This is a genomic window from Acinetobacter sp. NRRL B-65365 (genome assembly GCF_001605865.1).
In the GTDB taxonomy this organism is placed as follows: domain Bacteria; phylum Pseudomonadota; class Gammaproteobacteria; order Pseudomonadales; family Moraxellaceae; genus Acinetobacter; species Acinetobacter vivianii.
This window is the reverse complement of sequence record NZ_LRPD01000026.1, coordinates 1-22,166: the sequence shown is the minus strand read 5'-3', so window position 1 is coordinate 22,166 and position 22,166 is coordinate 1. Positions and strand designations below refer to the sequence as shown.

Here is a 22,166-nt window from a genome sequence, read left to right as displayed (position 1 = left end):
AATCAGAAGGTTATGCTGTTAAGCACAGGCTTCTGGCATTTTTTTAATTTCATATGGCAGTCCAACATAGTTCTCTGCCAAAGTCGTTCTACCTGCTGTCGATCCTAAAATATAACTTAATTCTGCCTGCTTAATTTTATGGTCAAACTCGCTTTCCGTTTCGAAACGATGGAGCAAGTGTGTCATCCACCAAGAAAAACGTTCAGCTTTCCAGACGCGTTGTAAACATTTCTCAGAATATTCCTCAATACCCTGACTCGAGCCCTCAGTATAATACTCAATCAACGCACTCGATAGATAAGCAATATCCGAAGCCGCCAGATTAAGACCTTTCGCGCCTGTTGGCGGAACAATATGCGCTGCATCTCCAGCTAAAAACATATTTCCAAAACGCATTGGTTCAGTCACAAAACTACGTAACGGAGCAATACTCTTTTCAATGGATGCACCAGTGACTAAATGTTCACGGCTTTCGGGATCAAGACGACATTTCAATTCTTCCCAGAATCTCTCATCTGACCAGTCTTCAACATGATCCGTCAATGGCACCTGTAAATAATAACGGCTACGGGTTTCTGAACGCATACTACACAATGCAAAACCACGTTCTGACTGTACATAGATCAACTCATCCGCAACGGGAGGTACATCAGCCAATACGCCTAACCAGCCAAATGGATAGATTTTCTCAAAGGTTTTAATTTTGTCCTCAGGCACACTGGCTCGACAAATACCGTGATAGCCATCGCAACCTGCAATAAAGTCACACTGAATTTGAAAGGCTTTGCCTTGATAGTCAAAATGTACTTGCGGTGCGTCATAAAAATCTTTGACCTGTACATTTTCCGCTTCATAGAACGATGTCAATTGTGCAGCTTCACGAGCAGCCATTAAATCTTTGGTGACTTCGGTCTGTCCATATACAGTGACTTGTTTACCGCCTGTGAGTGCAGACAAATCAACACGATGTTTCTGCCCATTGGTTAATATTTCAATCCCTGAATGCGGTAATCCTTTCTCTTTTAAATGTTGATCTACACCTGCCTGTTTGAGTAAATCAACCGATACCTGCTCTAGTATTCCTGCGCGGATACGCGAAGCCACATACTCAGCACTGCGTTGCTCAATAATGATGTGTTCAATGCCAGCTTTATATAGCAATTGACCCAGTAATAAACCCGCTGGGCCAGAACCGATAATTGCAACTTGTGTCTTTAAAATATCCATCACGTCATCCTTGTTATATGTCCTGACTTTTAAACTACTGCTTTTAAGTTTTGTATACGATGTATTCAAATCGAAAATAACCGTTTATCATTCCATGTGTCCGAATAGCGGACAAAACATGCAAAATAACAAGGAAGGAAGGATGTCCTCTACCGATGCTTTTTTTGAGCACCCAAGTTCACACGAACGTATTCGTCAGGAAGACTATATTGCAGGTTTAGCCAAAGGGCTGGCTCTACTTGAAGCTTTTGGAATTGATCGCCAACGTTTGAACGTTACTCAAGTAGCTGAACGTACTGGCATTAGCCGAACAGCAGCACGTAGACATTTAAAAACTTTAAAATACTTAGGCTATTTGGAAACAGATGAGCATTATTTTTGGCTAACCCATCGCGTGTTACGTCTTTCTAGCTCTTATCTAAGTTCTGCCCATCTACCTAAAATCGCCCAATCTTTTCTGAATCTTTTGTGTGCCCAAACCTCTTTAACCTTTTCTTTGGTGGTCTTGGATGACAATGAAGTAGTCCCGATTGCCCGTAGCTATCTTCCTCAACACGACAATTTGCGGGTCAGTCCTTATGGCATGCATTTAGGCAATCGCCTACCTGCACATGCCACCTCGACAGGAAAGGTTTTATTGGCAGCGCTACCTGAACAGGCTCAACACGATTGGGTCAAAAGTTATGGCTTAAAGCGCTTAACCCCTTTTACGATTATCGATGAAGCTACGTTTATAGACGTGCTGAAAAGCATCTCATTTTCGGACTATTGTCTATCAAAAGAAGAACATGAGCTCGGCGTGATTGCGATTGCAGTTCCTGTGCTGAATGCACAAGGTAAAGCCATTGCGGCGCTTAACTGTATGTCGCAAACCAATCGTGTACAAGAAGATTATTTAGTCCAGCAAATTTTGCCTTTGCTGCGTAATACTGCTAATGAGCTACGCAATGTAATATAAAAATCAAATCCTTAGGCCCCTTCTTTCTTTACTCATAAAAATCCCAATCAAGTTTTTTGGGAATCATCAATCTTGTCTAAATATTCCTCACACATCAAATAAAGCCTTTTTAAGCAAAATGGGAAAGCATCCATTTTTAGTAAAAAAATCCCCAAGCTAGATTTAAATAAATATCAGCTGCTTAGCATTCTCATTTTTAAAAATCTCAATCTTTGCTCAAATTCCCTGCAGAAAAAAAATTGACAGAAATTTTAAAACATAATACATATAGTTTTATATGTTATATTTTAAAACCTAAAGACAAGGAACGACAGATGTCTAAAATTCAACTAAAACATTTTATTAACGGCGAATATGTAGAAGCACAAGGAACGGATTATTTTGATCTGGTCAGTCCAGTAACAGGCCAAATTTACGCTGCATCACCCAACGCAACGGATGCAGAAGTAGATGCCGCTTATGCAGCAGCAAAACAGGCTTTTAAAATCTGGGGGCGCAGTACTCCCGCTGTTCGTCAAAAGGCTTTACTTGATTTAGCAGATGCAGTGGAAGCAAATGCAGAACGTTTAATCGAAGCACAAAGCCGTAATACGGGACAATTAAAGCATTTGATTGCCTCTGAAGAAGTGGCAATTTGTGCAAATCAGATTCGTTTCTTTGCGGGTGCGGCTCGCCTACTCAATGGCTCAGCAACAGGTGAATATTTAGAAGGTTTGACCTCAAGTATCCGTCGTGAACCTGTCGGTGTGGTTGGTCAGGTAACGCCTTGGAATTATCCATTAATGATGGCGGTCTGGAAAATCGCGCCTGCTTTGGCGGCTGGTAATACTGTGGTTTTGAAACCAAGCGACACCACACCTGAAAGTACCCTGCTTCTGGCAGAAATTGCAGCACCATTTTTCCCTAAAGGCGCGTTCAATGTACTCTTAGGTCAAGCCAATGTTGGCTCTAAAGTGGTTTCACATAAAACCCCTGCACTCGTTTCAATTACAGGCTCGGTACGTGCTGGTTTACAAGTTGCCGCTTCTGCCGCTGCCAACTTAGCCAAAGCGCATCTTGAACTGGGCGGGAAAGCACCAGTCTTGGTATTTGCCGATGCAGATATTAATAAAGCAGTAGAAATGATTGCCATGACAGGTTTCTTTAATGCGGGTCAAGACTGCACCGCAGCGACACGTGTGATCGTGCAAGAATCTGTGCATGATGAGTTTTTAGCAAAACTGGTAACAGCAGCAAAAAATACACGTTTTGGTGAGCCTGGTGACCAAGATGCACTTTATGGACCATTAAATAACGCCAATCAACTTAAAAATGTGCAGTCGTTTATTGAAAACCTACCAGCACACGCAAAAGTCGAAACTGGCGGTAAACATGCCAATCGTCCAGGTTTCTATTTCGAAGCCACCGTGATTAGCGGTTTACAACAACAAGATGAAGCCATTCAAAATGAAATCTTTGGCCCTGTCATCACGGTTCAGAAATTTAAAGATGAAGCGGATGCCATTGAAAAAGCCAATGATATTGACTATGGCCTTGCTTCAAGTGTCTGGACCACCAACCATGCCCGCGCAACCCGTCTATCACGCGAGTTAGATTTTGGTACAGTCTGGATAAATACCCATATTCCATTAACTGCTGAAATGCCACACGGTGGTTTCAAGAAATCTGGCTATGGCAAAGACTTATCAGGTTATGGGTTTGAAGAATATACGCGTATCAAACATGTTATGAGTTCAAATGACTAAGGCACAAGATACAGATAGGAGCATAGAATGGATATTCAGGAAGCCAAACGCTTTGTTAGTCAGGCTCATCATGTCTTGTTTAATTTACATGATCCTCGTGCTTTAGACCGTTATTTTTCTAAAGACTTTATTGAGCATTCACCACTGGTTGCAGATGGCCTTTCCGGTCTTCGTCAACTGATTCAGGATTGTCCAGACATTCGCCACGAACCAATTCGTGTACTGGGTGATGGTGATTTAGTGGCAATTCACGGTCGTTTTCATGGTTTAGATGAAACGCCTTTGGTCGGTTTTGACATTTACCGCATTAAAGATGGCAAGATCGTTGAGCATTGGGATGGTTTGGTGCCTGAAGCCCACCCAAATATCAGTGGACGTACCCAACTGGATGGCCCGACCCAGATTGATCATCATGCCGATCGAGAAGCAAACCGTAAAATCATCCGAGATTTTTTTCAAAAGGCCTTGATTGACGGGGATCATGAAGCGTTCAGAACCTATACTGACGGCGATCATTTCCTGCAACATAGTCCTGATATTGGTGACGGGGTAAATTCCGTCATTGATTTCCTGAACAAAATCCGTAATCAAGGTGAAGGTTTGGTATACTCCAAAACGCACCGAAGCATTGCCGATGGTCAGTTTGTGCTGACTCATTCAGAAGGAAGTATTGCTGGAAACAGACATGCCTATTTTGAATTGTGGCGTCTCGAAAATGGCAAAATTGCGGAACTTTGGGATGCAATCCCTGCTGTTCCAGAAGATGAAAAGGCAATACACAGCTTTGGCGTGTTTTAATCCATGATCCGTATCATTAAGCGAAGTCATTCAGCTTCGCTTTTAGAGAACTAGCTATGTCAGCATATACGATAATCTTTGCACCGATCACACAATCGACCCGTTCTGAACAGGTTGTTGAACGTTTGGAGAATGCGATTATCTCAGGACTGCTCAAAAGTCAGGAACAGCTTCCGAATGAAGCTGACCTAGCTCGTTTAATGGGTGTTTCGCCGATCACGGTGCGTGAAGCGCTCACAACCTTGCGAGTGAAAGGCTTAATTGATACACGACGTGGCCGAAATGGCGGAAGTTTTGTGTGTGAATTACCTGCTGATTTACGCCTAAGCCTGCATCCTTTACGTCAGGCATCCAGTGAATATCTGGCTGATCTTGGTGAGTTTCATAGTGCAATTTTAAGTCATAGTGCTTATTTGGCCTCACAAAGAACTACCGAAGATGAGCTAGGTAAAATCAAGGAAATGGTTGAACAATTTCATCAGGCCAGTGAAGCGGACATACGAGCGCAACTGGATTTACGCTGTCTGCTCACCTTGACCTCTTTTGCCCAATCAGCGCGACTGGCCAATCAGGAACTCTCGATACAAGCAGAATGGGCTCCACTTATTGCTGTTTTGTACCAAGATGATGTCTTTCATCAAGCAGTTGTAGATCAATACCATAAAATTTTGTCATCATTTACTCAGGGAAATGAGGATGAAGCAGTTCTCCAGGCGAGAAAAATCATCACTATGCAAACGGATCAAATGCTCCAATACAAGTTATCAATCAATTAAAAACAATAAAAAAAGGGATATCTAAAAAGCATAGATCTCAAAAATATGGAATTTTAGGAGTTATCGGAATGACCCAACAGACACCAATAGAAGAGCTTCAAAAGCTGCTTGAGCAAGTCACTCAAGAGACTTCTACTCTGGCAGAACTTCTTGCTAATAAAGCGAGTCAGATTCTAGCCAAAGATAAAACAGGAAAGCTTAAAGACATCAAACTGTCTACCGCTGAACGTAAACAACTCCAGCAGGAAATCAAGCTTGCTTTGCATCAAAGCCAGTATAGTCAAGGTATGGGTTTTGCCAGCTATAGTCCCGCAACAAGCACCGAGCAGGAATACTGGACACTGGAATGGTGGTATAAAAAAGAAAATCAATTACAGCAAGCACAGCTTGAAAACTACCAGAATGCTCAACGCTTTCTGGATTTCCGTACTTTTGAATGGTTCCAGCAACCTGCAAAAAATAAACAACCCTGTACTTATGGACCTTATGTCGACTATATCTGCAATGGCGCCTATACCATTACTATGGCCCATCCTGTGATGATACAGGATCAGTTCGTTGGTGTTATTGCAATTGATGTACTGGTCTCTGCACTAGAGAAAGTGTTGCTTCCGAAGCTAAAAAATATCAAACAAAAAGCCGTCATTACCAATAATATTGCCCGCGTCATCACCTCAAATGACATTAGCATCCGAACTGGAACACTTCTCAAGAACCTGACTCATAAGTCTTTGAATAGCTTACCGAGTCAATCGCTCCAGTTAGTCATGATTTAGCGTTAATCAGACCTCAATTCAACGTTTAACGCCCACGTTCCTCTAAATCTCTAATTTTTTGGCTTGCTAAAACGAGCCAAGGGATTTTTTTGCCTAAAAATTACATGTGCTTTTCTGGATAGAAAACAACAATAGATCAGGTTGCAACATTATGGAACAACAATCTGCTTCATTTAAAAAACTCTCATTATGGCAAGTGACTGTGATCGGGATTGCTTATATGACCCCGATGACAGTATTTGATACCTTTGGCATTGTGTCAGGCATTACTCATGGGCATGTGCCCTTGGCTTATTTATTGGCTCTCACCACAATGCTGCTGACGGCTTTTAGTTATGCACGATTTAGCAAACATTCTGAAAAAGCAGGCTCTGCATATACCTACACCGCGGAAAGCATTGGGCCTAAAAGTGGTTTATTTGTGGGCTGGTGTACCTTACTCGACTATTTATTATTACCTTTAATCAATGTCTTGCTGGCAGCTATTTATTTAACCGCCCTCATTCCCAGTGTTCCGTACTGGTGTTGGGTCATTGTCTCGGCTGGACTGGTCACGTTAGTCAATTGCTTCAGGATTCGTCTACTCGCCAACTTAAGTCTGATTTTTGTGTTTGCCCCCATTATCCTGATGATCATTTTTGTGTATCTGGTGATTCAAGGCATTGGAAGCACACAAGGTTATGAATATGTGCTCACTTTAAATCCTTTATGGACAGGCCCACAGGAGTTATTGCCGCTGGTTGCAGGCGCATCGGTACTGTGTTTTTCTTTTCTCGGTTTTGATGCGGTTACCACGCTGTCGAATGAAACCAAGAATCCGACCAAGACAATTCCTTATGCGGTTCTCCTGACCACACTTTTTGGTGGCTTGATCTTTTTTACCGCGTCGTGGTTCATTCAACTGTATTATCCTACCAATGCACGTTTCCAACATCCGTCAGAAGCATTGCCAGAAATCGTTCTGTATGTCGGCGGCGCATTATTTCAGTCAATTTTCCTGTGCGGACAGATTATGAATACAGTGGCTTCTGGTCTTGCCTCACATGCCAGCGCCTCTCGTTTACTCTACATCATAGGCAAAGATAATATTTTCCCTCAAAAATATTTTGGCACGCTACATGCCTCACTTGGCACTCCATTTTTCTCGGTGTTATTTGTTGGATTTATTTCTTTAAGTGCCATGTTTTTGAATCTGGCTCAAGTGATCAGCCTGATCAGCTTTGGTGCTCTGGTTGCATTTACCGCTGTTAATTTTTCAGTATTTGTCAGGTTTTATATCAAGGAAAAACAGCGTTCAGGATTTAGAAATAAATTTTTTAACCTTTTCTTACCGCTACTTTCGGTCATTAGCATTGCTTGCCTATGGATTAATCTTGATTCATCTGCTTTAAAATTTGGCAGTTTCTGGTTAGCAATGGGCGTTTTTCTGTTTATTTACAAAGTTCTCAGAAAACAAAAGATTCACTTAACCAATGCATATTGAGCAGGAATTTCAAATACGTCTATTTCGTTCCAACTCTTTAAACTATATTGATGACTTAAAAAAGTTACTGAGTAACCCCAGTAACTTTTTTGCTTAGATCCCATTAATATATGCACAAAATTTATCTATAAACATGCTCCTATAAAATCATGAATCATACCGTTAAAAATAAGTTCAATATCTTCTAGACTTAATACATGTAAATTAAGCACTATATAAACAGAACTTTCAGTCTATGATTCTAATTCAAAAAAACTCTTTATAAACCATTAAAATAGGACAGTGTTTTTTGTATTTAGGGCATATCTTCGATATTTGGTCTTTTATTATTCAATATTTTACATACAGTGGGATAGATTATAATTTTTAGTTTTATTATATCTAAAATAAAATACCCCATTATAAAAAAGAGGCAGATTATTTATGTACTAGGTTTAATTTGATGCTCTGACTGAAAATCCTGATAGGTCTTACGTTCAGCAGATTCTTCTGCCAAAGGTAAAACTTCCTTCATTGTGCTTAAACAACGCTGTGCCAACTGAATATATTCCTGCGTACCTTTAATTTTCCAGTGTCGTTCTTTTTCAGAAAGTTCTCTGGCCACTTTTGCTGGGCTGCCTAAAGCCAGAACATTGGTAGGGATTTGATCTTTGGTTTTCACCAAACTATTCGCGCCAATAATGGTATTCTCACCAATTTCCGCATAATCCAGAACAACACTGTTCATGCCGATCAAGACATTTTTACCGATACGACAACCATGCAACGTCGCAGCATGACCGATATGTCCCATTTCCTCAACCAGCGTAACACTTTGCGGAAAACCATGAATGATACAGTTGTCCTGTACATTGGCATTTTCCTTGATATGGATACGGCCAAAATCAGCCCGTAATGAAGCAAAAGGGCCAATATAAACCCCTGCCTCAATAATCACATCACCAATTAAAACAGCAGTGGGATGCACAAATGCGCTGGGATGAACAACGGGAATCACTCCATCAATACTGTAACAAGGCATCACTCACTCTCTCATTATTTTGGCTCAAACCGCCAAAGCGACGCCAGAAATGTGCAGTTGCATTGGGCATAGGCCCTTCCGATGTAGCAGCAACCGACAAGAAATAGTCATCTGCGGCTTCAAAGACTTTTTTATAGATATTCATGGATAAGGTACGCGCCTTGACTGCGGGCCAGTCTGCCGATAGCAACTCTAAAGGCAAAGCAGGATCTTTAAGCAAAATCCGACGGTAATAATGAATCAGTAAAGTCCGGATCTGAAAGGCTTGCACAGGTTCAATGCGCTCATCGTCCTGCATCAAGATTGCTCCGATTTCCCGAAACATATCCAGAAATTGCAGGTAACGTTGACGCAACTCATCAATCGGCCAGTTGGTCTCTAACATACGGCTAATGGTATCGGTCGAGTTATTAAACAGCTGCAAGGTCTCTGCCTTAAACACCACCACCTGCTCACTCATATTCAGATCAACCAGCAACTTTTGTAATTGCAGTCGATTAGATCCTGGATAAGCCATCAGATTGGTCGAAATATTGGCAAAACCTAGCCATTCCAGTTCTTTCTTCAAAAATGCTTTATTGTCTGTATCCAGACTCGACATCAGGATCAGATCCCAAGAATGATCCCATTCCTTCATCTGATCATTATAAATACGTTGCTCTGCTTGCAAATATTTTGATCTGCTGGCATCGGTAATACGATAAAAACTGGTTCTGCCAATCTTGTCTGAATCTAGCCAGTCATTTTTCACCAAGCGAAACACGGAAGTCCGTACAGCACGATCATTAAAATCAAACAGCTCCAGCAACTGAATCAAGCTGGCAAGACTAATATTACCGCCACGATGCAGCACCGAATCACCAAAAATGGTTGAAATGAGCGATGTACCACTTAAGGTTTCATTCTGAATAATCGAATCAATAATTTGCTGTAGCTTTGCACTCATACTTTTATCTTGGCGTTTAAGATTCAGGATATAGATTCTATACCCTGAATGATCATAATGTTAAGCAATCTGGCGCATATCGATAACGCGTTTTGCTTTCCCCTCAGAGCGCGGCAAAGTCAGTTCATTCACTACTTCTACCGTTACTGAAATCCCGATCATGGTTTTAATCCGCTGCATTAACTGCTGAGCCAGTTGCTGCGCCTGCATGTCACAGTTATGGCACATTTCGGTACGGATATGCAAAGTGTCCATGTGTCCTTTTTTCGCCACCAGAATTTCATAATTTGGCACCAGACTTGGAACTTGTAAAATCTGTTCTTCAATCTGGGTCGGGAAAACATTGACCCCACGAATAATCAGCATATCATCACTACGCCCCACGATCTTGTCCATACGGCGCATGACGAGATTCTGGCCCGCCAATAAACGGGTTAAATCACGGGTACGATAACGGATGATTGGCAAACCTTCTTTAGTGATGGTGGTGAACACCAGTTCGCCCAGCTCACCGTCCTTGCACACTTCACCAGTTTCAGGATTAATAATTTCAGGATAGAAATGATCCTCCCAAATGGTGAGACCATCGCCTTCGTTCAGACATTGCATGGCAACACCAGGACCCATAATTTCAGACAAACCATAAATATCCAGTGCCTTGATATTCAGGCGCTCTTCGATCTCACGGCGTAACTCTTTCGACCACGGCTCTGCACCAAAAATTCCAACTTTTAATGAGGTATTACGCGCACTACCCAACTGCTGTTCGAGTTTTTCAATAATGCTGACGCAATACGATGGCGTTACCATGATTGCCGTGGGTTTAAAGTCCTGAATCAGTTGCACCTGTTTCTCAGTCTGACCGCCTGACATCGGAATCACGGTGGCACCTAGGCGTTCAGCACCATAATGCGCACCTAAACCGCCAGTAAACAGGCCATAACCATACGCCACCTGAATCATATCTTTGGCACTCAAGCCCGCCATACGCAAACAACGCGCAACAATATCCGACCAAGTATTGATGTCTTTTTGGGTATAGCCAACGACGGTTGGTTTACCTGTTGTGCCTGACGAGGCATGTAAACGCACAATCTGCTCTTGCGGAACGGCAAACATGCCAAAAGGATAGTTGTCGCGTAAATCCTGTTTGGTGGTAAATGGAAATTTGGCTAGATCATCCAGTGTGACGAAATCATCTGGATGCACACCAGCATCATCAAACTTTTTCTTGTACACAGGACTATTGGCGTAAACATTACTCAATGTTTCTTTTAACCGTTTGGTTTGAAGCGCTCGTAACTCCGCAAGCGTCATTTTTTCTACGTCTTCTGTAATGAGGCTATCCACTGCCGTCTCTCCTATTTCGTTATATTATTCGAACCGTTTCGTTTCAATTAAATTAAGCTACATTTTCTAAAATCAGGGCGACACCTTGTCCAACACCGACACACATGGTACACAGTGCATATTGACCACCACGTCTTTTCAATTCTCTGGTTGCGGTAATCACCAAACGCGTACCACTCATCCCGAGAGGATGACCCAATGCAATTGCGCCACCATTAGGGTTAACACGTGTATCATCATCCTTGAGCCCTAATTCACGCATACACGCCAGCGACTGGGCAGCAAACGCTTCGTTCAACTCAATCACATCCATTTGATCCAGACTCAGACCCGTTTGTTTCAATAATTTTTGTACCGCAGGCACTGGGCCAATGCCCATATATTTCGGTTCAACCCCCGCACTGGCAATCGCCACCACACGAGCTAAAGGTTTTAAACCATGCGTATCTGCAAATTGGCGATTGGTCAGCAAAACACAAGCTGAGCCATCGTTTACACCCGAAGCATTGCCTGCTGTAACTGAACCACCCTCTTTACGGAATGGTGCTTTTAATTTCGCCAAACTGTCTAGACTGGTATCTACACGTGGATGCTCGTCTTGGGCAAACATTGTGATGTTCTTTTTGCGATCTACCAGTTCAACTGGCAAAATTTCTTCATCAAAAAAACCTGCCTGTTGTGCCGTAGCCACTTTTTGTTGACTACGAATTGCAAAGGCATCTTGATCCTGTCGGCTGATTTGATATTTTTCAGCTACATGTTCAGCCGTTTCTGGCATGCTATCTGTACCATATTGTGCTTTCATCTTTTTATTGATGAAACGCCAGCCAATGGTCGTATCAAAGATTTCAGGACTACGCCCAAAAGCTTCAGTTTGCTTGGCTTGTACAAACGGCGCGCGACTCATCGACTCGACACCACCCGCCAGTACAAATTGTGATTCACCCGATTTAATCGAACGTGCTGCCAAGCCCACCGCATCCAGTCCTGAAGCACAAAGCCGATTCACGGTCATTGCAGGAACCGCTTCTGGTAATCCAGCCAATAATGTTGCCATACGTGCAACATTGCGATTGTCTTCGCCCGCCTGATTGGCACAACCTAAAAATACTTCATCTAAATCCTGCCACGGTAAATGTGCGTGTTTTTCTTTTAAATGCTTGATAGGCAATGCAGCAAGATCATCGGTACGTACTGAACTCAATGAACCCGCATAGCGTCCAATCGGGGTACGAATAAAATCACAAATAAAAACGTCTTCCATGATCACTCCTGCTTATGCAAATGCGGTTAAATCTTTTGAATCGTTGGCCGTTACGCTTTGCTGCTGTGCCACGTATTGTTTGAGATAAAGACTTGCACGATATTTTTCTTCGCCATAAATGGCATATAAATTATTGAGGGTTTGCAGCACACACTGCGCGCCCAATTGCATCATCCATTGATACGGCCCCTTAGGATAATTGACACCATATCTCATGGCATTATCAATATCTTCCATACTGGCAATACCGTGAAGACTGGCTTCACAGGCTTCATTGATCAGCAAGACAAGGGTACGTAAAGTTAATAATGCAGGATGGTCTGTAATCCAGATCACATGAATCTGATATTGAGCAAAAAATGCCTCAACTTTTGCCAGATCATCGGCTTGACACAATTGATTGTGGCTCAGCACTACGGCTTGCGCCTTAGAAAAATCATGATGCCAATCCATCAATACCGTTTTACGGCTTAGGTAATTCAGATTGGCAGATTCCCCCTGACTTAACCGTAGATCAATATCATTCATCTGAATGATATTTTCTTCATTTTCAGTCCCACCATTCAGCGCTAGACGTGTTAATAGTTCGGGTAGTTGAGACCATGCGCCTTTGACCTGAAGACGTGCCTGAAAGGCTGTCGCTGTAATGACTTCAGGTTGAAAAGTCGAATACTGATTTTTTTCATCATAGTGATAGAAACCTTGCTTTGACTTCCTTCCCCATGCACCAGCATCGACCAGTTCCTTTTGTACTAGACTCGGACGATAACGCGGCTCATAAAAGAAGGCTTCATACACACTTTGAGTCACAGAAAAATTCACATCCTGCCCAATCAAATCGGTGAGTTCACACGGCCCCATCGCAAAACCACCACACTGCTTTAAGGCATAATCCAGCTGCTCATACGTTGTGACCTGTTCTTGTAAGGCACGAAATGCTTCTGCGTAGAATGGACGGGCGATACGATTCACGATAAAACCCGGTGTTGACTTGGTCAGCACTGGAATTTTCTTCCAGTTCAGCATCAAAGTTTTTAACGCGTGACATAATCCTGCTGGTGTTTTTAAACCTTGCACAATCTCGACCAGTTTCATCACTGGCGCAGGATTGAAAAAATGCAGGCCCACGACACGTTCAGGTTGTGGAATCCCAGCCGCAATCTCAGTCACTGAAATAGATGAGGTATTGGTGGCAAAAATAGTGTGTTCGTTACAAATAGCCGCAAGCTGTTGAAACAAAGATTGCTTTACTTGCAGTTTTTCAACCACCGCCTCGATCACCAAATTCACATCAGCCAAATCTTCTATACCATCAGCAATGCTTAAACGTGAACATGCCTGTTGAGCCTGTTCGTCCGTTATCTTGCCTTTTTCAACCAGTTTGGCAAAAGTCTGATGCAATCCCTCAACCGCCTGCTGGGTCTTTTCACGATCAAGATCGTAGAGAACAGTTGAATGACCATTCATAATCGCCAATTGGGCGATCCCGATGCCCATGGTTCCAGAGCCAATAACGGCGATGCGGGCATCAGATAAATCCAGATAAGTCATGCTTAAAGCCCCTGAAAGTTTGGCTCGCGCTTATTCATAAAGGCTTGTACGCCTTCACGATAATCTTCTGAACGACCTGCAATACGCTGTAGGTCTCGTTCCAAGTGCATTTGCTCATCAAAGCTATGATTAGGGGATTGATGAATGGCTTTTTTAATCAATGAAAGACCAAAAGTCGGCTGTTTCGCGAGACGTTCTGCCAGCTCAGTGACTTTTGTTTTTAATTCTGCATCTTCAGCAACATCCCAGATCATGCCCCATTCTTTAGCAGTTTCAGCTGGTAATTTATCACCGAGTAAAGTAAGCCCCATGGCACGTGCGTGACCGACTGCGCGTGGCAGGAACCATGTTCCACCTGAATCAGGTACCAGACCTAGACGGCAGAACGCCTGTACAAAGTTGGCAGATTTAGCTGCAATCACCAGATCACACGCCAAAGCGATATTTGCACCTGCACCTGCCGCCACGCCATTCACCGCACAGATGACAGGTTTTGGCATATTCACAATGGTTCTAATTAGCGGGTTATAGTAAGTTTCAATCGAATACCCTAAATCTGGTGCAGCGGCATTCGGATCAACCACACGATCACCTAAGTCTTGTCCTGCACAGAAGCCGCGGCCTTCTCCACTGATTACGATACAGCGAACGTCCTGTTTTTTAGCCCAAAGATTCAAAACCTCGGCTACTTCATGGTGCATGTCCACGTTAAAGCTATTCAATGCTTGTGGACGATTGAAGGTTAAATAACCCACACCATTTTTTTCTTCAACAATAATATTTTTATAGTCCATCACTCACCTCTAAAGATTGGTTTTCTTTTTTCAAAAAATGCGCTAATGCCTTCATTCCGATCCTTGGTTGCTGCCAACCAGACAAAGTTTTGTCGCTCGGATTTCAGTCCCTGACTTAATGTTGTCTCATGAATACTTTTGATCGATTGCTTGATTACCCGAATCGCTAAAGGCGCTTGTTTGGCAATCTTACTTGCCAATTGAATGGCATATTCCACCGTGAGTGCGACGGGCACCACCTCGCTACAGATGCCATGCTGCTGTGCTTGCTTAGCGGAGATCATTTCACCCGTCATTGCCCAGCGCATAGTCAATTGCTGGCCGACCAAACGTGCTAAACGTTGTGTGCCACCTGCACCCGGTAACATTCCTAAACCAATCTCAGGCAGAGCAAATTTGGTATTGTCACCACAAATCACGATATCCGAATGCAGAACCAGTTCAAATCCAGCACCCAAGGCATAACCATTCACTGCTGCAATGATTGGTTTAGTAAACGCATCGATCTTCTGCCATAACTTTGGACGAATATCGAGTTGTAAGGACACCGCATCCATTACTGCCAATTCGCTCAGATCGGCACCTGCAGCAAAGCAATTGCGATTTCCCGTTAACACAACCACTTTTACTTGAGGATCGTGTTCAGCCTGTTCCAGCAAATCACATAAACACTGTAAGGTGGCGTTGTTCAAAGCATTGCGTTTTTCTGGACGGTTTAGGCTCAGCAGCATGACACCCTCAAGTGGTGTTTCTACCTGAATCAATGTTTGCATCGCTGTTTCTCTACTCATCAAAGCTCAAACGCACATTCGCGCCTTTCGGTAAAGTCTGACAGCTCAGTACATAGCCTTTTTCCACCTCATCATCTTCAAGGCTATAATTCAGGAACATATCCACTTCACCTGAAAGTACCTTGCAGCGACAGGTGGCACATACGCCACCTTTACAGGCATAAGGCAAATCTGCACCTGCACGTAATGCAGCATCGAGAATACTTTCGTCCTCTTGTCCAACCGCAACAATCAGCTCTCGTCCATCTAGCACGATGTTGACTTTTTCTTCCTTACGATTGGCATCGGCTTCCGCTGGACGTTTACGGATATGACCTGTGTTAAAACGTTCGGTATGAATGCGCTCTTTCGTAATCCCCAAATCAGGTAACAGGCTTTCGACGGTATCCATCATTTCATCAGGGCCACAGGCAAACACATGATCAAAGTCTGTCTCTAATACGTCATGTTCAAATAACTGCTTGAGCTTATTTTCATCAATACGACCGTTCAGCAGCTCACTGTCATTGAACTCCCGCGAAAAGATATTGATGAGCTGAAAACGCTCTTTAAACTGGTCTTTCAGGTCCATAATCTGCTCGGAAAACATGGTCTGTTTCCACGAACGATTACCATATAACAAAGTAAAATTTGCTGACTCTTGCTCAAATAGCACCTGTTTAATGATGGAAAGAATTGGGGTAATTCCACTGCCCGCAGCAATCCCTAAATAAGCTTGACCGCCCGTACGTGCCGCTTTCTGAAAAAACACACCTTGTGGTGGCATGACTTCCAGTACATCACCCACTTTTAAATGCTCATTGGCCCAATTGGAAAATTGGCCCTGCTCAATCTTTTTGACTGCAATGCTGATATCTTCTTTTGGCGCATAACTACAGATTGAATAGCAACGGCGAATTTCCCCAGTTTCGGTTAAATGGCGAATAGTGAGATGCTGCCCTGGCTGAAATTGAAACTGTTGCTGTTGTTCTGCGCCCAGATCAAAAGCAATGCAAATCGCCTGATCAGTCTGAGGGGTAATTGTTTTTACTTTTAATGGAATAAATTGGCTCATGGCTGATTTCCTTATCCAAGACTTTAAATACATTTAAAATAATCAAAGGGTTCAAGGCAGTCCTGACATTTGTACAAGGCTTTGCAAGCGGTGGAGCTGAACTCGGTTAACAGTCGGGTTTTACGACTATTGCAATGAGGACACACCACGCCATCAATCAGATGAACATGCGTTCCACATTGCTGTGCCGTACCTTCTGGTGGCGCAATGCCATAGGCTTGCAGTTTCTGTTTACCTGCGTCCGACATCCAGTCCGTGGTCCATGCTTCTGATAGATCAATGATGACTTTTGCAGGAATCAAATCTTCTGCTGTCAGTGCTTCGACAATCTGTGCTTTTAACAAGTCAGTGGCTGGACAACCGCTGTAAGTTGGTGTCAATCGAACAATAATTTCTTGCTGTTCATTCAACTCCACACCACGGATCATGCCCAAATCCACTACCGACAGCACTGGAATCTCTGGATCGCTGACGTTTTGTAAAACATCCCAACATTGATCAATACAATGACGAATCATGTGCATGGCGACACTCCTTGCCTTACCAAATCATCTCAGGATAACTGCGTTGAATGGATTGCATTTCAGCCAGCAGATAACCCAGATGCTCGGTATGCAAACCTTGTTTGGCACCACGGCGGTAGGCACCATTGACAGGAATGCTCAATTCAAAACGCTTTAGTTCGGCAGCGACGACCTGATCCCATTGTGCTTTTTCGCTGGATAAATCAGGAATGATGCCTTGCTCAACCAGTGTTTTTTCTTCCGCAGTCAACTCGAACAGTTCAGCGCTAAAACGCCACAAATTGTCTAATGCCTGTTGTACACGTTGATGTGCTTCTGCTGTGCTGAGGCTTAAACGCTCCATCCAGCTGGTTGAGAAACGAATGTGATACTTGGCTTCTTTTAAAGATTTCACCGCCAATGCCGCGACTTCTAGCGTTTCGGATTGGGTTAACGCCGTTAATAACAACACATGGTAATGATCCATCAGCCATTGACGTACGATGGTTTGCGCAAAATCACCATTCGGTTGTTCACACAACAATAAGTTCAAAAACTCACGTTCATTACGGAAATAAGCCAATTGGTCTTCATCACGTTTTTCAGCTTCGTATTGTCCTGCCAAAGTCAGAAAATTTCGGGATTGCCCCAGTAAATCCAGACCGATATTGGCCAATGCAATATCAATTTCCAGTTCAGGCGCATGACCACACCACTCGGCCAGACGTTGTGCCAACACCAGTTGACTGTCGCCGATATGTAATAAAAACTTAGATAAAGCGATATTGTTCATTTGCATACTCCCTTACATGTGCTCAATGCCATCAGGGATATGGTAGAAAGTCGGATGACGATAGACTTTGTCCAATGCAGGTTCAAAAAACTCGGCTTTTTCATCTGGCTGCGAAGACTTAATCAGTTCCGAACGCACCACCCAGATACTGATACCTTCATTGCGGCGGGTATACACATCACGTGCATTTTGCAGGGCGATCTCATCATCAGGCGCGCGTAAACTACCAACATGACGGTGACTTAAACCCTGCTTACTCCGCACGAACACTTCATAAAGTGACCAATTGTTCTTATTTTCCATTGCGATATCCTTAAATTTTTCCATCAATTCTGTTTTAAGCGACTTTACCGACTTGGTTTTGCTGTTTTTTGGCGTAGACAACGGCTGCATCACGCACCCACTTGCCATTTTCCCAAGCCTTGCGGCGTGCTTCGATCCGTTCGTGATTGCAAGGCCCACGACCCGCAATCACCTCATTAAATTCTTGCCAGTCAATCTCGCCATAGCTGTAATGACCAGTTTCCTCATTCCATTTCAAATCCGCATCAGGCACGGTCAAGCCAAGCTGTAAGATTTGCGGTACGGTGTTATCGACAAACTTCTGGCGCAATTCATCATTACTAAAGCGCTTGATTCCCCATGCCATACTTTGTGCACTGTTTGGAGAATGCTCATCACTTGGGCCAAACATCATCAATGCAGGCCACCAGAAACGGTTCACCGCATCTTGCGCCATCTGTTTTTGTTCGGGAGATCCAGCAGCCAACGCCATCATCGCTTCAAAACCCTGACGCTGATGGAAACTTTCTTCTTTACAGATTCGCACCATGGCACGCGCATACGGGCCATAAGAGGTACGGCATAAAGCCACTTGATTCACAATCGCAGCGCCATCCACCAACCAGCCAATCGCCGCCACATCGGCCCAGCTCACCGTTGGATAATTAAAGATTGATGAATATTTCATTTTTCCATCAATCAATTTTTCCATCATCTCATCACGGTCTGCACCTAAGGTTTCAGCCGCACTGTAAAGATAGAGACCATGCCCTGCTTCATCCTGAACTTTTGCCAGTAATACAGCTTTACGTTTCAACGTCGGTGCACGGGTAATCCAGTTGCCTTCTGGCAGCATCCCGACAATTTCCGAATGACCATGCTGTCCAATCTGACGAATCAAGGTTTTACGATAGGCCTCAGGCATTTCATCTTTGGCTTCGATGGTGATGTCATTGGCAATGTTGTGCTCAAATTTCTGATAATTATTTTCCATGTGTCAATTCCTTGAGGATTTCATCCATGAATCTATTTTTCGATACACACAAAACAAAGTCAATCGATATTTTTGTATCAAATAAAATTCAACTATAAAATCAGATTCAAGCAATTGATTTAGTTAATATTAATTAAATTAATAAAAATTTTATTCAAGCTTAAAAACAAAATAAGGTTGACTTTTAGCGCAATCAATATGAAATTATGAATCATATTTTAAGTATTTCTATAATTGATGTATCACATAAAAATGGAGTTTGATCATGCTTGAACAAGCACATCTAGAAGAAGCGACCACGGATATTAAAGAACAAAGCTCAAGCCAGCAGTTAACCAAACTGGCGTCTTATGTCTATGGAATCTGGCATTCAAGTCATGAAGAGACACGTACCGTTGTAGATGCGATTACTGGTGCCCCAATCTATAGCGTCAGCAGTCATGGCATCGATATGCAACAGGTCGTGCAATATGCCAAGCAAAATGGTACTGAACTGGCAAACTGGACTTTTCATCAACGTGCCAATGCCTTAAAGCAAATTGCCCAACATTTACTTGAACAAAAAGAACAGTTCTATAGCTTGGCCCATGCCACTGGTGCGACACGTAAAGATGCCTGGATTGATATCGAAGGCGGGATTCAGACCTTATTCGCCTATTCAAGTCTGGTGCGCCGTGAACTGAATGATGAAAAAATTATCACGGAAGATAGCTGGATTCAGCTCTCTAAAAACGGCACTTTTGGCGCGAAGCATATTTTAAGCCCTAAAGCTGGTGTTGCCGTGCATATCGATGCCTTTAACTTCCCTATCTGGGGCATGCTGGAAAAAATTGCGCCGACGCTCTTGGCTGGTGTGCCTTGTATTGTCAAACCTGCAACTGAAGGCGCTCAACTGACTCAAGCCGTGGTTGAGGCGATTGTTGCAACGGGCATTTTACCCAAAGGTTCGCTACAACTGATCTGTGGTCAAATTTATGATCTTTTTGATTATTTAGGCCCGCAGGACTGCGTCACCTTTACAGGTTCAGCATATACAGGCCAAAAGCTTCGCAATCATCCGCACTTAAACAAATACTCCATTCCATTCAGTATGGAAGCAGATTCAGTCAATAGCGCGATTCTCAGTCCAGAAGCGAATGAAGCAACGCTAGATCTGTTTGTACGCGAAGTGTTTCGTGAAATGACCACCAAAGCTGGACAAAAATGTACCGCCATTCGCCGTGCCTTTGTTCCTCATGCTCTGCTTGAACAAGTTCAGCAAAAGCTGAGCGCCAAACTGGCAAAAGTCGTGGTTGGAGATCCACAAAAATCAGATACGACGATGGGTGCCCTAGCCAGCCCTAAACAAAAACTGGATGTCGCAGCCAAAGTTGCTGAACTGGCAAAAGAAGCCCACATTGTGTTTGGTGGCGATAGCGCATTTAAATTCAATGCAGATCATCCAGACAAAGGCGCCTTCTTTCCACCGACCCTCTTGCGCTGCGAAAAACCATTAGAAGCCATCTCAGTGCATACCACTGAAGCATTCGGCCCGGTATGTACCTTGATGCCTTATCAATCAATCGACGAACTTGCCGATCTGGTGGCTCGTGGTGAAGGCAGTTTGGTGGCCTCAGTAGTAAAAAATACGGATGAAAATATTGAGCAGATCATCCAGAAAATTGCACCGTGGCACGGTCGTGTTCATATTCTGGATGAAGAGTCAGCCAAAGAAAGTACGGGACATGGTTCTCCACTACCTCACCTCGTTCACGGCGGCCCAGGCCGTGCTGGTGGCGGTGAAGAACTTGGCGGCATTCGTGCAGTTAAACACTATATGCAACGCACAGCGATTCAAGGTTCACCGAATAGCCTGACGCAAGTCACCCATTCATGGACGGCGGGTTCAAATATTAATGAAGACCGAGTTCATCCATTTAAAAAATCATTTGATCAACTGGTGATTGGTGAACGTTTACTGACTGCACGCCGTACCGTGACTGAAGCAGATATTGTCAATTTTGCTTGCCTCAGTGGTGACTATTTCTATGCGCATACCGACAAAATCGCTGCGGCAGATTCTTTCTTTGGTGAGCGTGTTGCGCATGGCTACTTCATTGTTTCAGCAGCAGCAGGCTTATTTGTCGATGCTGCTCAAGGTCCGGTGATTGCCAATTATGGTATGGATAATTTACGTTTTGTCGAACCAGTCAAAATTGGCGATTCGATTCGAGTAGAACTGACCTGCAAACAGAAAACACCAAAACCGCAAAAAGACCCATCTCAACCCGAACATGGTGTGGTGGTTTGGGATATCAAGGTGAAAAATCAGCGTGATGAACTGGTGGCAACTTATGATATTTTAACTTTGGTTGCACGCGCAGCTTAAATTATACAGATTGATGGATACGATCAGGTGTCCATCAATCATTTTAAAAATTTAGAATCCTAAAAATAAGTTCAATTCAGGAAAATTCATGAGTGCCTATATCATTCTGATTCGTAAAGAATTAAAAAACCAAGATGAAATGAAGACCTATACCACGTTGGCACGTCAAGCCAGCCAAGGCTTCGATGCTGAACCCATCGTTTTTTATGGACAATCTATTGCTTTGGAAAATATTGAAACTGATGGCGTTGCCATTATCAAATTTAGCACGATGCAGGAAGCACAGAGCTGGTATCACAGTGATGCCTATCAACAGGCCAAAAAACATCGTGATTTAGCAGGTGAATATATTGTGATTTTGACAGAAGGTTTAAGCTGATTTAATTATCAAACTAAAAATTATCTAAAATTTAGAAATAGAATCATATTTTTAATTATCCTTCTTTTATTATAGATGGGAGGAGTTAGATTGTATGCTTCATACTAAAAATATAGCGCAATTCATAATACAGTTATTTTAAAACTTATAATAACAAAAACATATTAAACCCATCAACTACACGATAAACCTTTAATAAATAAGTCCTATTTTGTATAAAACCATTTCTTCCACGTTCCTATTTATAAAATATTTATCCATTTTCTTTATTCTTCCAATTAATTTTCACTTTTATTTTAATTGTGTATTGATT

General features: G+C 42.9%; 21 protein-coding genes. 8 read left to right on the top strand and 13 right to left on the bottom strand.

Features of this window, described 5'->3' with window-relative positions:
• Nucleotides 1-18: 18 nt before the first annotated feature.
• On the bottom strand, nt 19-1,227 hold the full coding sequence (gene pobA / locus AWW72_RS10895) for a 4-hydroxybenzoate 3-monooxygenase (protein ID WP_062847344.1): 1,209 nt from the start codon (nt 1,225-1,227) through the stop codon (nt 19-21).
• Between the two features lie 142 nt (nt 1,228-1,369).
• Between pobA and pobR the strand changes: the two genes are divergently transcribed.
• From pobR to AWW72_RS10865, 6 genes are all read left to right on the top strand, one after another.
• The gene (pobR, locus tag AWW72_RS10890; protein ID WP_062847343.1) at nt 1,370-2,185 is read left to right on the top strand and encodes an IclR family transcriptional regulator PobR; all 816 of its coding nucleotides are present in this window, start codon (nt 1,370-1,372) and stop codon (nt 2,183-2,185) included.
• Between the two features lie 314 nt (nt 2,186-2,499).
• Entirely contained in the window at nt 2,500-3,930 is a 1,431-nt protein-coding gene (locus tag AWW72_RS10885) for a gamma-aminobutyraldehyde dehydrogenase (RefSeq protein WP_062847342.1), read from the top strand.
• Nucleotides 3,931-3,957: 27 nt separating this feature from the next.
• The gene (locus AWW72_RS10880; RefSeq protein WP_062847341.1) at nt 3,958-4,728 is read left to right on the top strand and encodes a nuclear transport factor 2 family protein; all 771 of its coding nucleotides are present in this window, start codon (nt 3,958-3,960) and stop codon (nt 4,726-4,728) included.
• 56 nt (nt 4,729-4,784) lie between these two features.
• A complete protein-coding gene (locus AWW72_RS10875) occupies nt 4,785-5,504 on the top strand; it encodes a FadR/GntR family transcriptional regulator (RefSeq protein WP_062847340.1) in 720 nt (239 codons plus the stop codon).
• Nucleotides 5,505-5,572: 68 nt separating this feature from the next.
• Nucleotides 5,573-6,280, top strand: coding sequence for a PDC sensor domain-containing protein (locus tag AWW72_RS10870; protein WP_062847339.1), 708 nt, complete (start codon nt 5,573-5,575; stop codon nt 6,278-6,280).
• 151 nt (nt 6,281-6,431) lie between these two features.
• Nucleotides 6,432-7,763, top strand: coding sequence for an APC family permease (locus AWW72_RS10865; RefSeq protein ID WP_062847338.1), 1,332 nt, complete (start codon nt 6,432-6,434; stop codon nt 7,761-7,763).
• Nucleotides 7,764-8,184: 421 nt separating this feature from the next.
• On the opposite strand, the gene AWW72_RS10860 is transcribed toward AWW72_RS10865, so the two are convergent.
• The 12 genes from AWW72_RS10860 to paaA are packed head-to-tail and all read right to left on the bottom strand — an operon-like array spanning nt 8,185 to nt 19,106.
• Nucleotides 8,185-8,784 (bottom strand): DapH/DapD/GlmU-related protein, encoded by a 600-nt coding sequence (locus AWW72_RS10860; RefSeq protein WP_062847337.1) that lies wholly within the window; start codon nt 8,782-8,784, stop codon nt 8,185-8,187.
• Entirely contained in the window at nt 8,765-9,730 is a 966-nt protein-coding gene (gene paaX / locus AWW72_RS10855) for a phenylacetic acid degradation operon negative regulatory protein PaaX (protein WP_062847336.1), read from the bottom strand. Before paaX ends, AWW72_RS10860 begins: the two co-directional genes overlap by 20 nt.
• A gap of 60 nt (nt 9,731-9,790) precedes the next feature.
• Complete coding sequence (gene paaK / locus AWW72_RS10850; RefSeq protein WP_062847335.1) at nt 9,791-11,080, bottom strand: phenylacetate--CoA ligase PaaK; 1,290 nt, start codon at nt 11,078-11,080, stop codon at nt 9,791-9,793.
• A 52-nt stretch (nt 11,081-11,132) separates the two neighbouring features.
• Nucleotides 11,133-12,344: a 3-oxoadipyl-CoA thiolase gene (pcaF, locus tag AWW72_RS10845; protein ID WP_062847334.1), complete on the bottom strand. Its 1,212-nt coding sequence runs from the start codon at nt 12,342-12,344 to the stop codon at nt 11,133-11,135.
• Nucleotides 12,345-12,356: 12 nt separating this feature from the next.
• Nucleotides 12,357-13,895 (bottom strand): 3-hydroxyacyl-CoA dehydrogenase, encoded by a 1,539-nt coding sequence (locus tag AWW72_RS10840; RefSeq protein ID WP_062847333.1) that lies wholly within the window; start codon nt 13,893-13,895, stop codon nt 12,357-12,359.
• Nucleotides 13,896-13,897: 2 nt separating this feature from the next.
• On the bottom strand, nt 13,898-14,689 hold the full coding sequence (paaG, locus tag AWW72_RS10835; protein ID WP_062847332.1) for a 2-(1,2-epoxy-1,2-dihydrophenyl)acetyl-CoA isomerase PaaG: 792 nt from the start codon (nt 14,687-14,689) through the stop codon (nt 13,898-13,900).
• Entirely contained in the window at nt 14,689-15,462 is a 774-nt protein-coding gene (locus AWW72_RS10830) for an enoyl-CoA hydratase-related protein (RefSeq protein ID WP_047429114.1), read from the bottom strand. Before AWW72_RS10830 ends, paaG begins: the two co-directional genes overlap by 1 nt.
• A gap of 10 nt (nt 15,463-15,472) precedes the next feature.
• The gene (gene paaE / locus AWW72_RS10825; RefSeq protein ID WP_062847331.1) at nt 15,473-16,534 is read right to left on the bottom strand and encodes a 1,2-phenylacetyl-CoA epoxidase subunit PaaE; all 1,062 of its coding nucleotides are present in this window, start codon (nt 16,532-16,534) and stop codon (nt 15,473-15,475) included.
• A 23-nt stretch (nt 16,535-16,557) separates the two neighbouring features.
• Nucleotides 16,558-17,058 carry a 1,2-phenylacetyl-CoA epoxidase subunit PaaD gene (gene paaD, locus AWW72_RS10820; RefSeq protein WP_062847330.1) on the bottom strand — a complete coding sequence of 167 codons (501 nt, stop codon included), beginning with the start codon at nt 17,056-17,058 and terminating at the stop codon, nt 16,558-16,560.
• 16 nt (nt 17,059-17,074) lie between these two features.
• Nucleotides 17,075-17,830 (bottom strand): 1,2-phenylacetyl-CoA epoxidase subunit PaaC, encoded by a 756-nt coding sequence (gene paaC / locus AWW72_RS10815; RefSeq protein ID WP_062847329.1) that lies wholly within the window; start codon nt 17,828-17,830, stop codon nt 17,075-17,077.
• A 12-nt stretch (nt 17,831-17,842) separates the two neighbouring features.
• Nucleotides 17,843-18,133, bottom strand: a complete 291-nt coding sequence (gene paaB / locus AWW72_RS10810) for a 1,2-phenylacetyl-CoA epoxidase subunit PaaB (protein ID WP_004772025.1) — start codon at nt 18,131-18,133, stop codon at nt 17,843-17,845.
• Between the two features lie 34 nt (nt 18,134-18,167).
• Complete coding sequence (paaA, locus tag AWW72_RS10805; RefSeq protein WP_062847328.1) at nt 18,168-19,106, bottom strand: 1,2-phenylacetyl-CoA epoxidase subunit PaaA; 939 nt, start codon at nt 19,104-19,106, stop codon at nt 18,168-18,170.
• 265 nt (nt 19,107-19,371) lie between these two features.
• Here paaA and paaZ point away from each other — a divergent pair, with 265 nt between their 5' ends.
• Nucleotides 19,372-21,474: a phenylacetic acid degradation bifunctional protein PaaZ gene (gene paaZ, locus AWW72_RS10800; RefSeq protein WP_062847327.1), complete on the top strand. Its 2,103-nt coding sequence runs from the start codon at nt 19,372-19,374 to the stop codon at nt 21,472-21,474.
• Between the two features lie 88 nt (nt 21,475-21,562).
• Nucleotides 21,563-21,853, top strand: a complete 291-nt coding sequence (locus AWW72_RS10795) for a DUF1330 domain-containing protein (protein WP_062847326.1) — start codon at nt 21,563-21,565, stop codon at nt 21,851-21,853.
• Nucleotides 21,854-22,166: the final 313 nt, after the last annotated feature.

Bases quoted from the DNA above. Each gene is read 5' to 3' on its own strand.
- pobA (WP_062847344.1), bottom strand. From the start codon at position 1,227: ATGGATATTTTAAAGACACAAGTTGCAATTATCGGTTCTGGCCCAGCG.
- pobR (WP_062847343.1), top strand. From the start codon at position 1,370: ATGTCCTCTACCGATGCTTTTTTTGAGCACCCAAGTTCACACGAACGT.
- AWW72_RS10885 (WP_062847342.1), top strand. From the start codon at position 2,500: ATGTCTAAAATTCAACTAAAACATTTTATTAACGGCGAATATGTAGAA.
- AWW72_RS10880 (WP_062847341.1), top strand. From the start codon at position 3,958: ATGGATATTCAGGAAGCCAAACGCTTTGTTAGTCAGGCTCATCATGTC.
- AWW72_RS10875 (WP_062847340.1), top strand. From the start codon at position 4,785: ATGTCAGCATATACGATAATCTTTGCACCGATCACACAATCGACCCGT.
- AWW72_RS10870 (WP_062847339.1), top strand. From the start codon at position 5,573: ATGACCCAACAGACACCAATAGAAGAGCTTCAAAAGCTGCTTGAGCAA.
- AWW72_RS10865 (WP_062847338.1), top strand. From the start codon at position 6,432: ATGGAACAACAATCTGCTTCATTTAAAAAACTCTCATTATGGCAAGTG.
- AWW72_RS10860 (WP_062847337.1), bottom strand. From the start codon at position 8,784: ATGCCTTGTTACAGTATTGATGGAGTGATTCCCGTTGTTCATCCCAGC.
- paaX (WP_062847336.1), bottom strand. From the start codon at position 9,730: ATGAGTGCAAAGCTACAGCAAATTATTGATTCGATTATTCAGAATGAA.
- pcaF (WP_062847334.1), bottom strand. From the start codon at position 12,344: ATGGAAGACGTTTTTATTTGTGATTTTATTCGTACCCCGATTGGACGC.
- AWW72_RS10840 (WP_062847333.1), bottom strand. From the start codon at position 13,895: ATGACTTATCTGGATTTATCTGATGCCCGCATCGCCGTTATTGGCTCT.
- paaG (WP_062847332.1), bottom strand. From the start codon at position 14,689: ATGGACTATAAAAATATTATTGTTGAAGAAAAAAATGGTGTGGGTTAT.
- AWW72_RS10830 (WP_047429114.1), bottom strand. From the start codon at position 15,462: ATGCAAACATTGATTCAGGTAGAAACACCACTTGAGGGTGTCATGCTG.
- paaE (WP_062847331.1), bottom strand. From the start codon at position 16,534: ATGAGCCAATTTATTCCATTAAAAGTAAAAACAATTACCCCTCAGACT.
- paaD (WP_062847330.1), bottom strand. From the start codon at position 17,058: ATGCACATGATTCGTCATTGTATTGATCAATGTTGGGATGTTTTACAA.
- paaC (WP_062847329.1), bottom strand. From the start codon at position 17,830: ATGAACAATATCGCTTTATCTAAGTTTTTATTACATATCGGCGACAGT.
- paaB (WP_004772025.1), bottom strand. From the start codon at position 18,133: ATGGAAAATAAGAACAATTGGTCACTTTATGAAGTGTTCGTGCGGAGT.
- paaA (WP_062847328.1), bottom strand. From the start codon at position 19,106: ATGGAAAATAATTATCAGAAATTTGAGCACAACATTGCCAATGACATC.
- paaZ (WP_062847327.1), top strand. From the start codon at position 19,372: ATGCTTGAACAAGCACATCTAGAAGAAGCGACCACGGATATTAAAGAA.
- AWW72_RS10795 (WP_062847326.1), top strand. From the start codon at position 21,563: ATGAGTGCCTATATCATTCTGATTCGTAAAGAATTAAAAAACCAAGAT.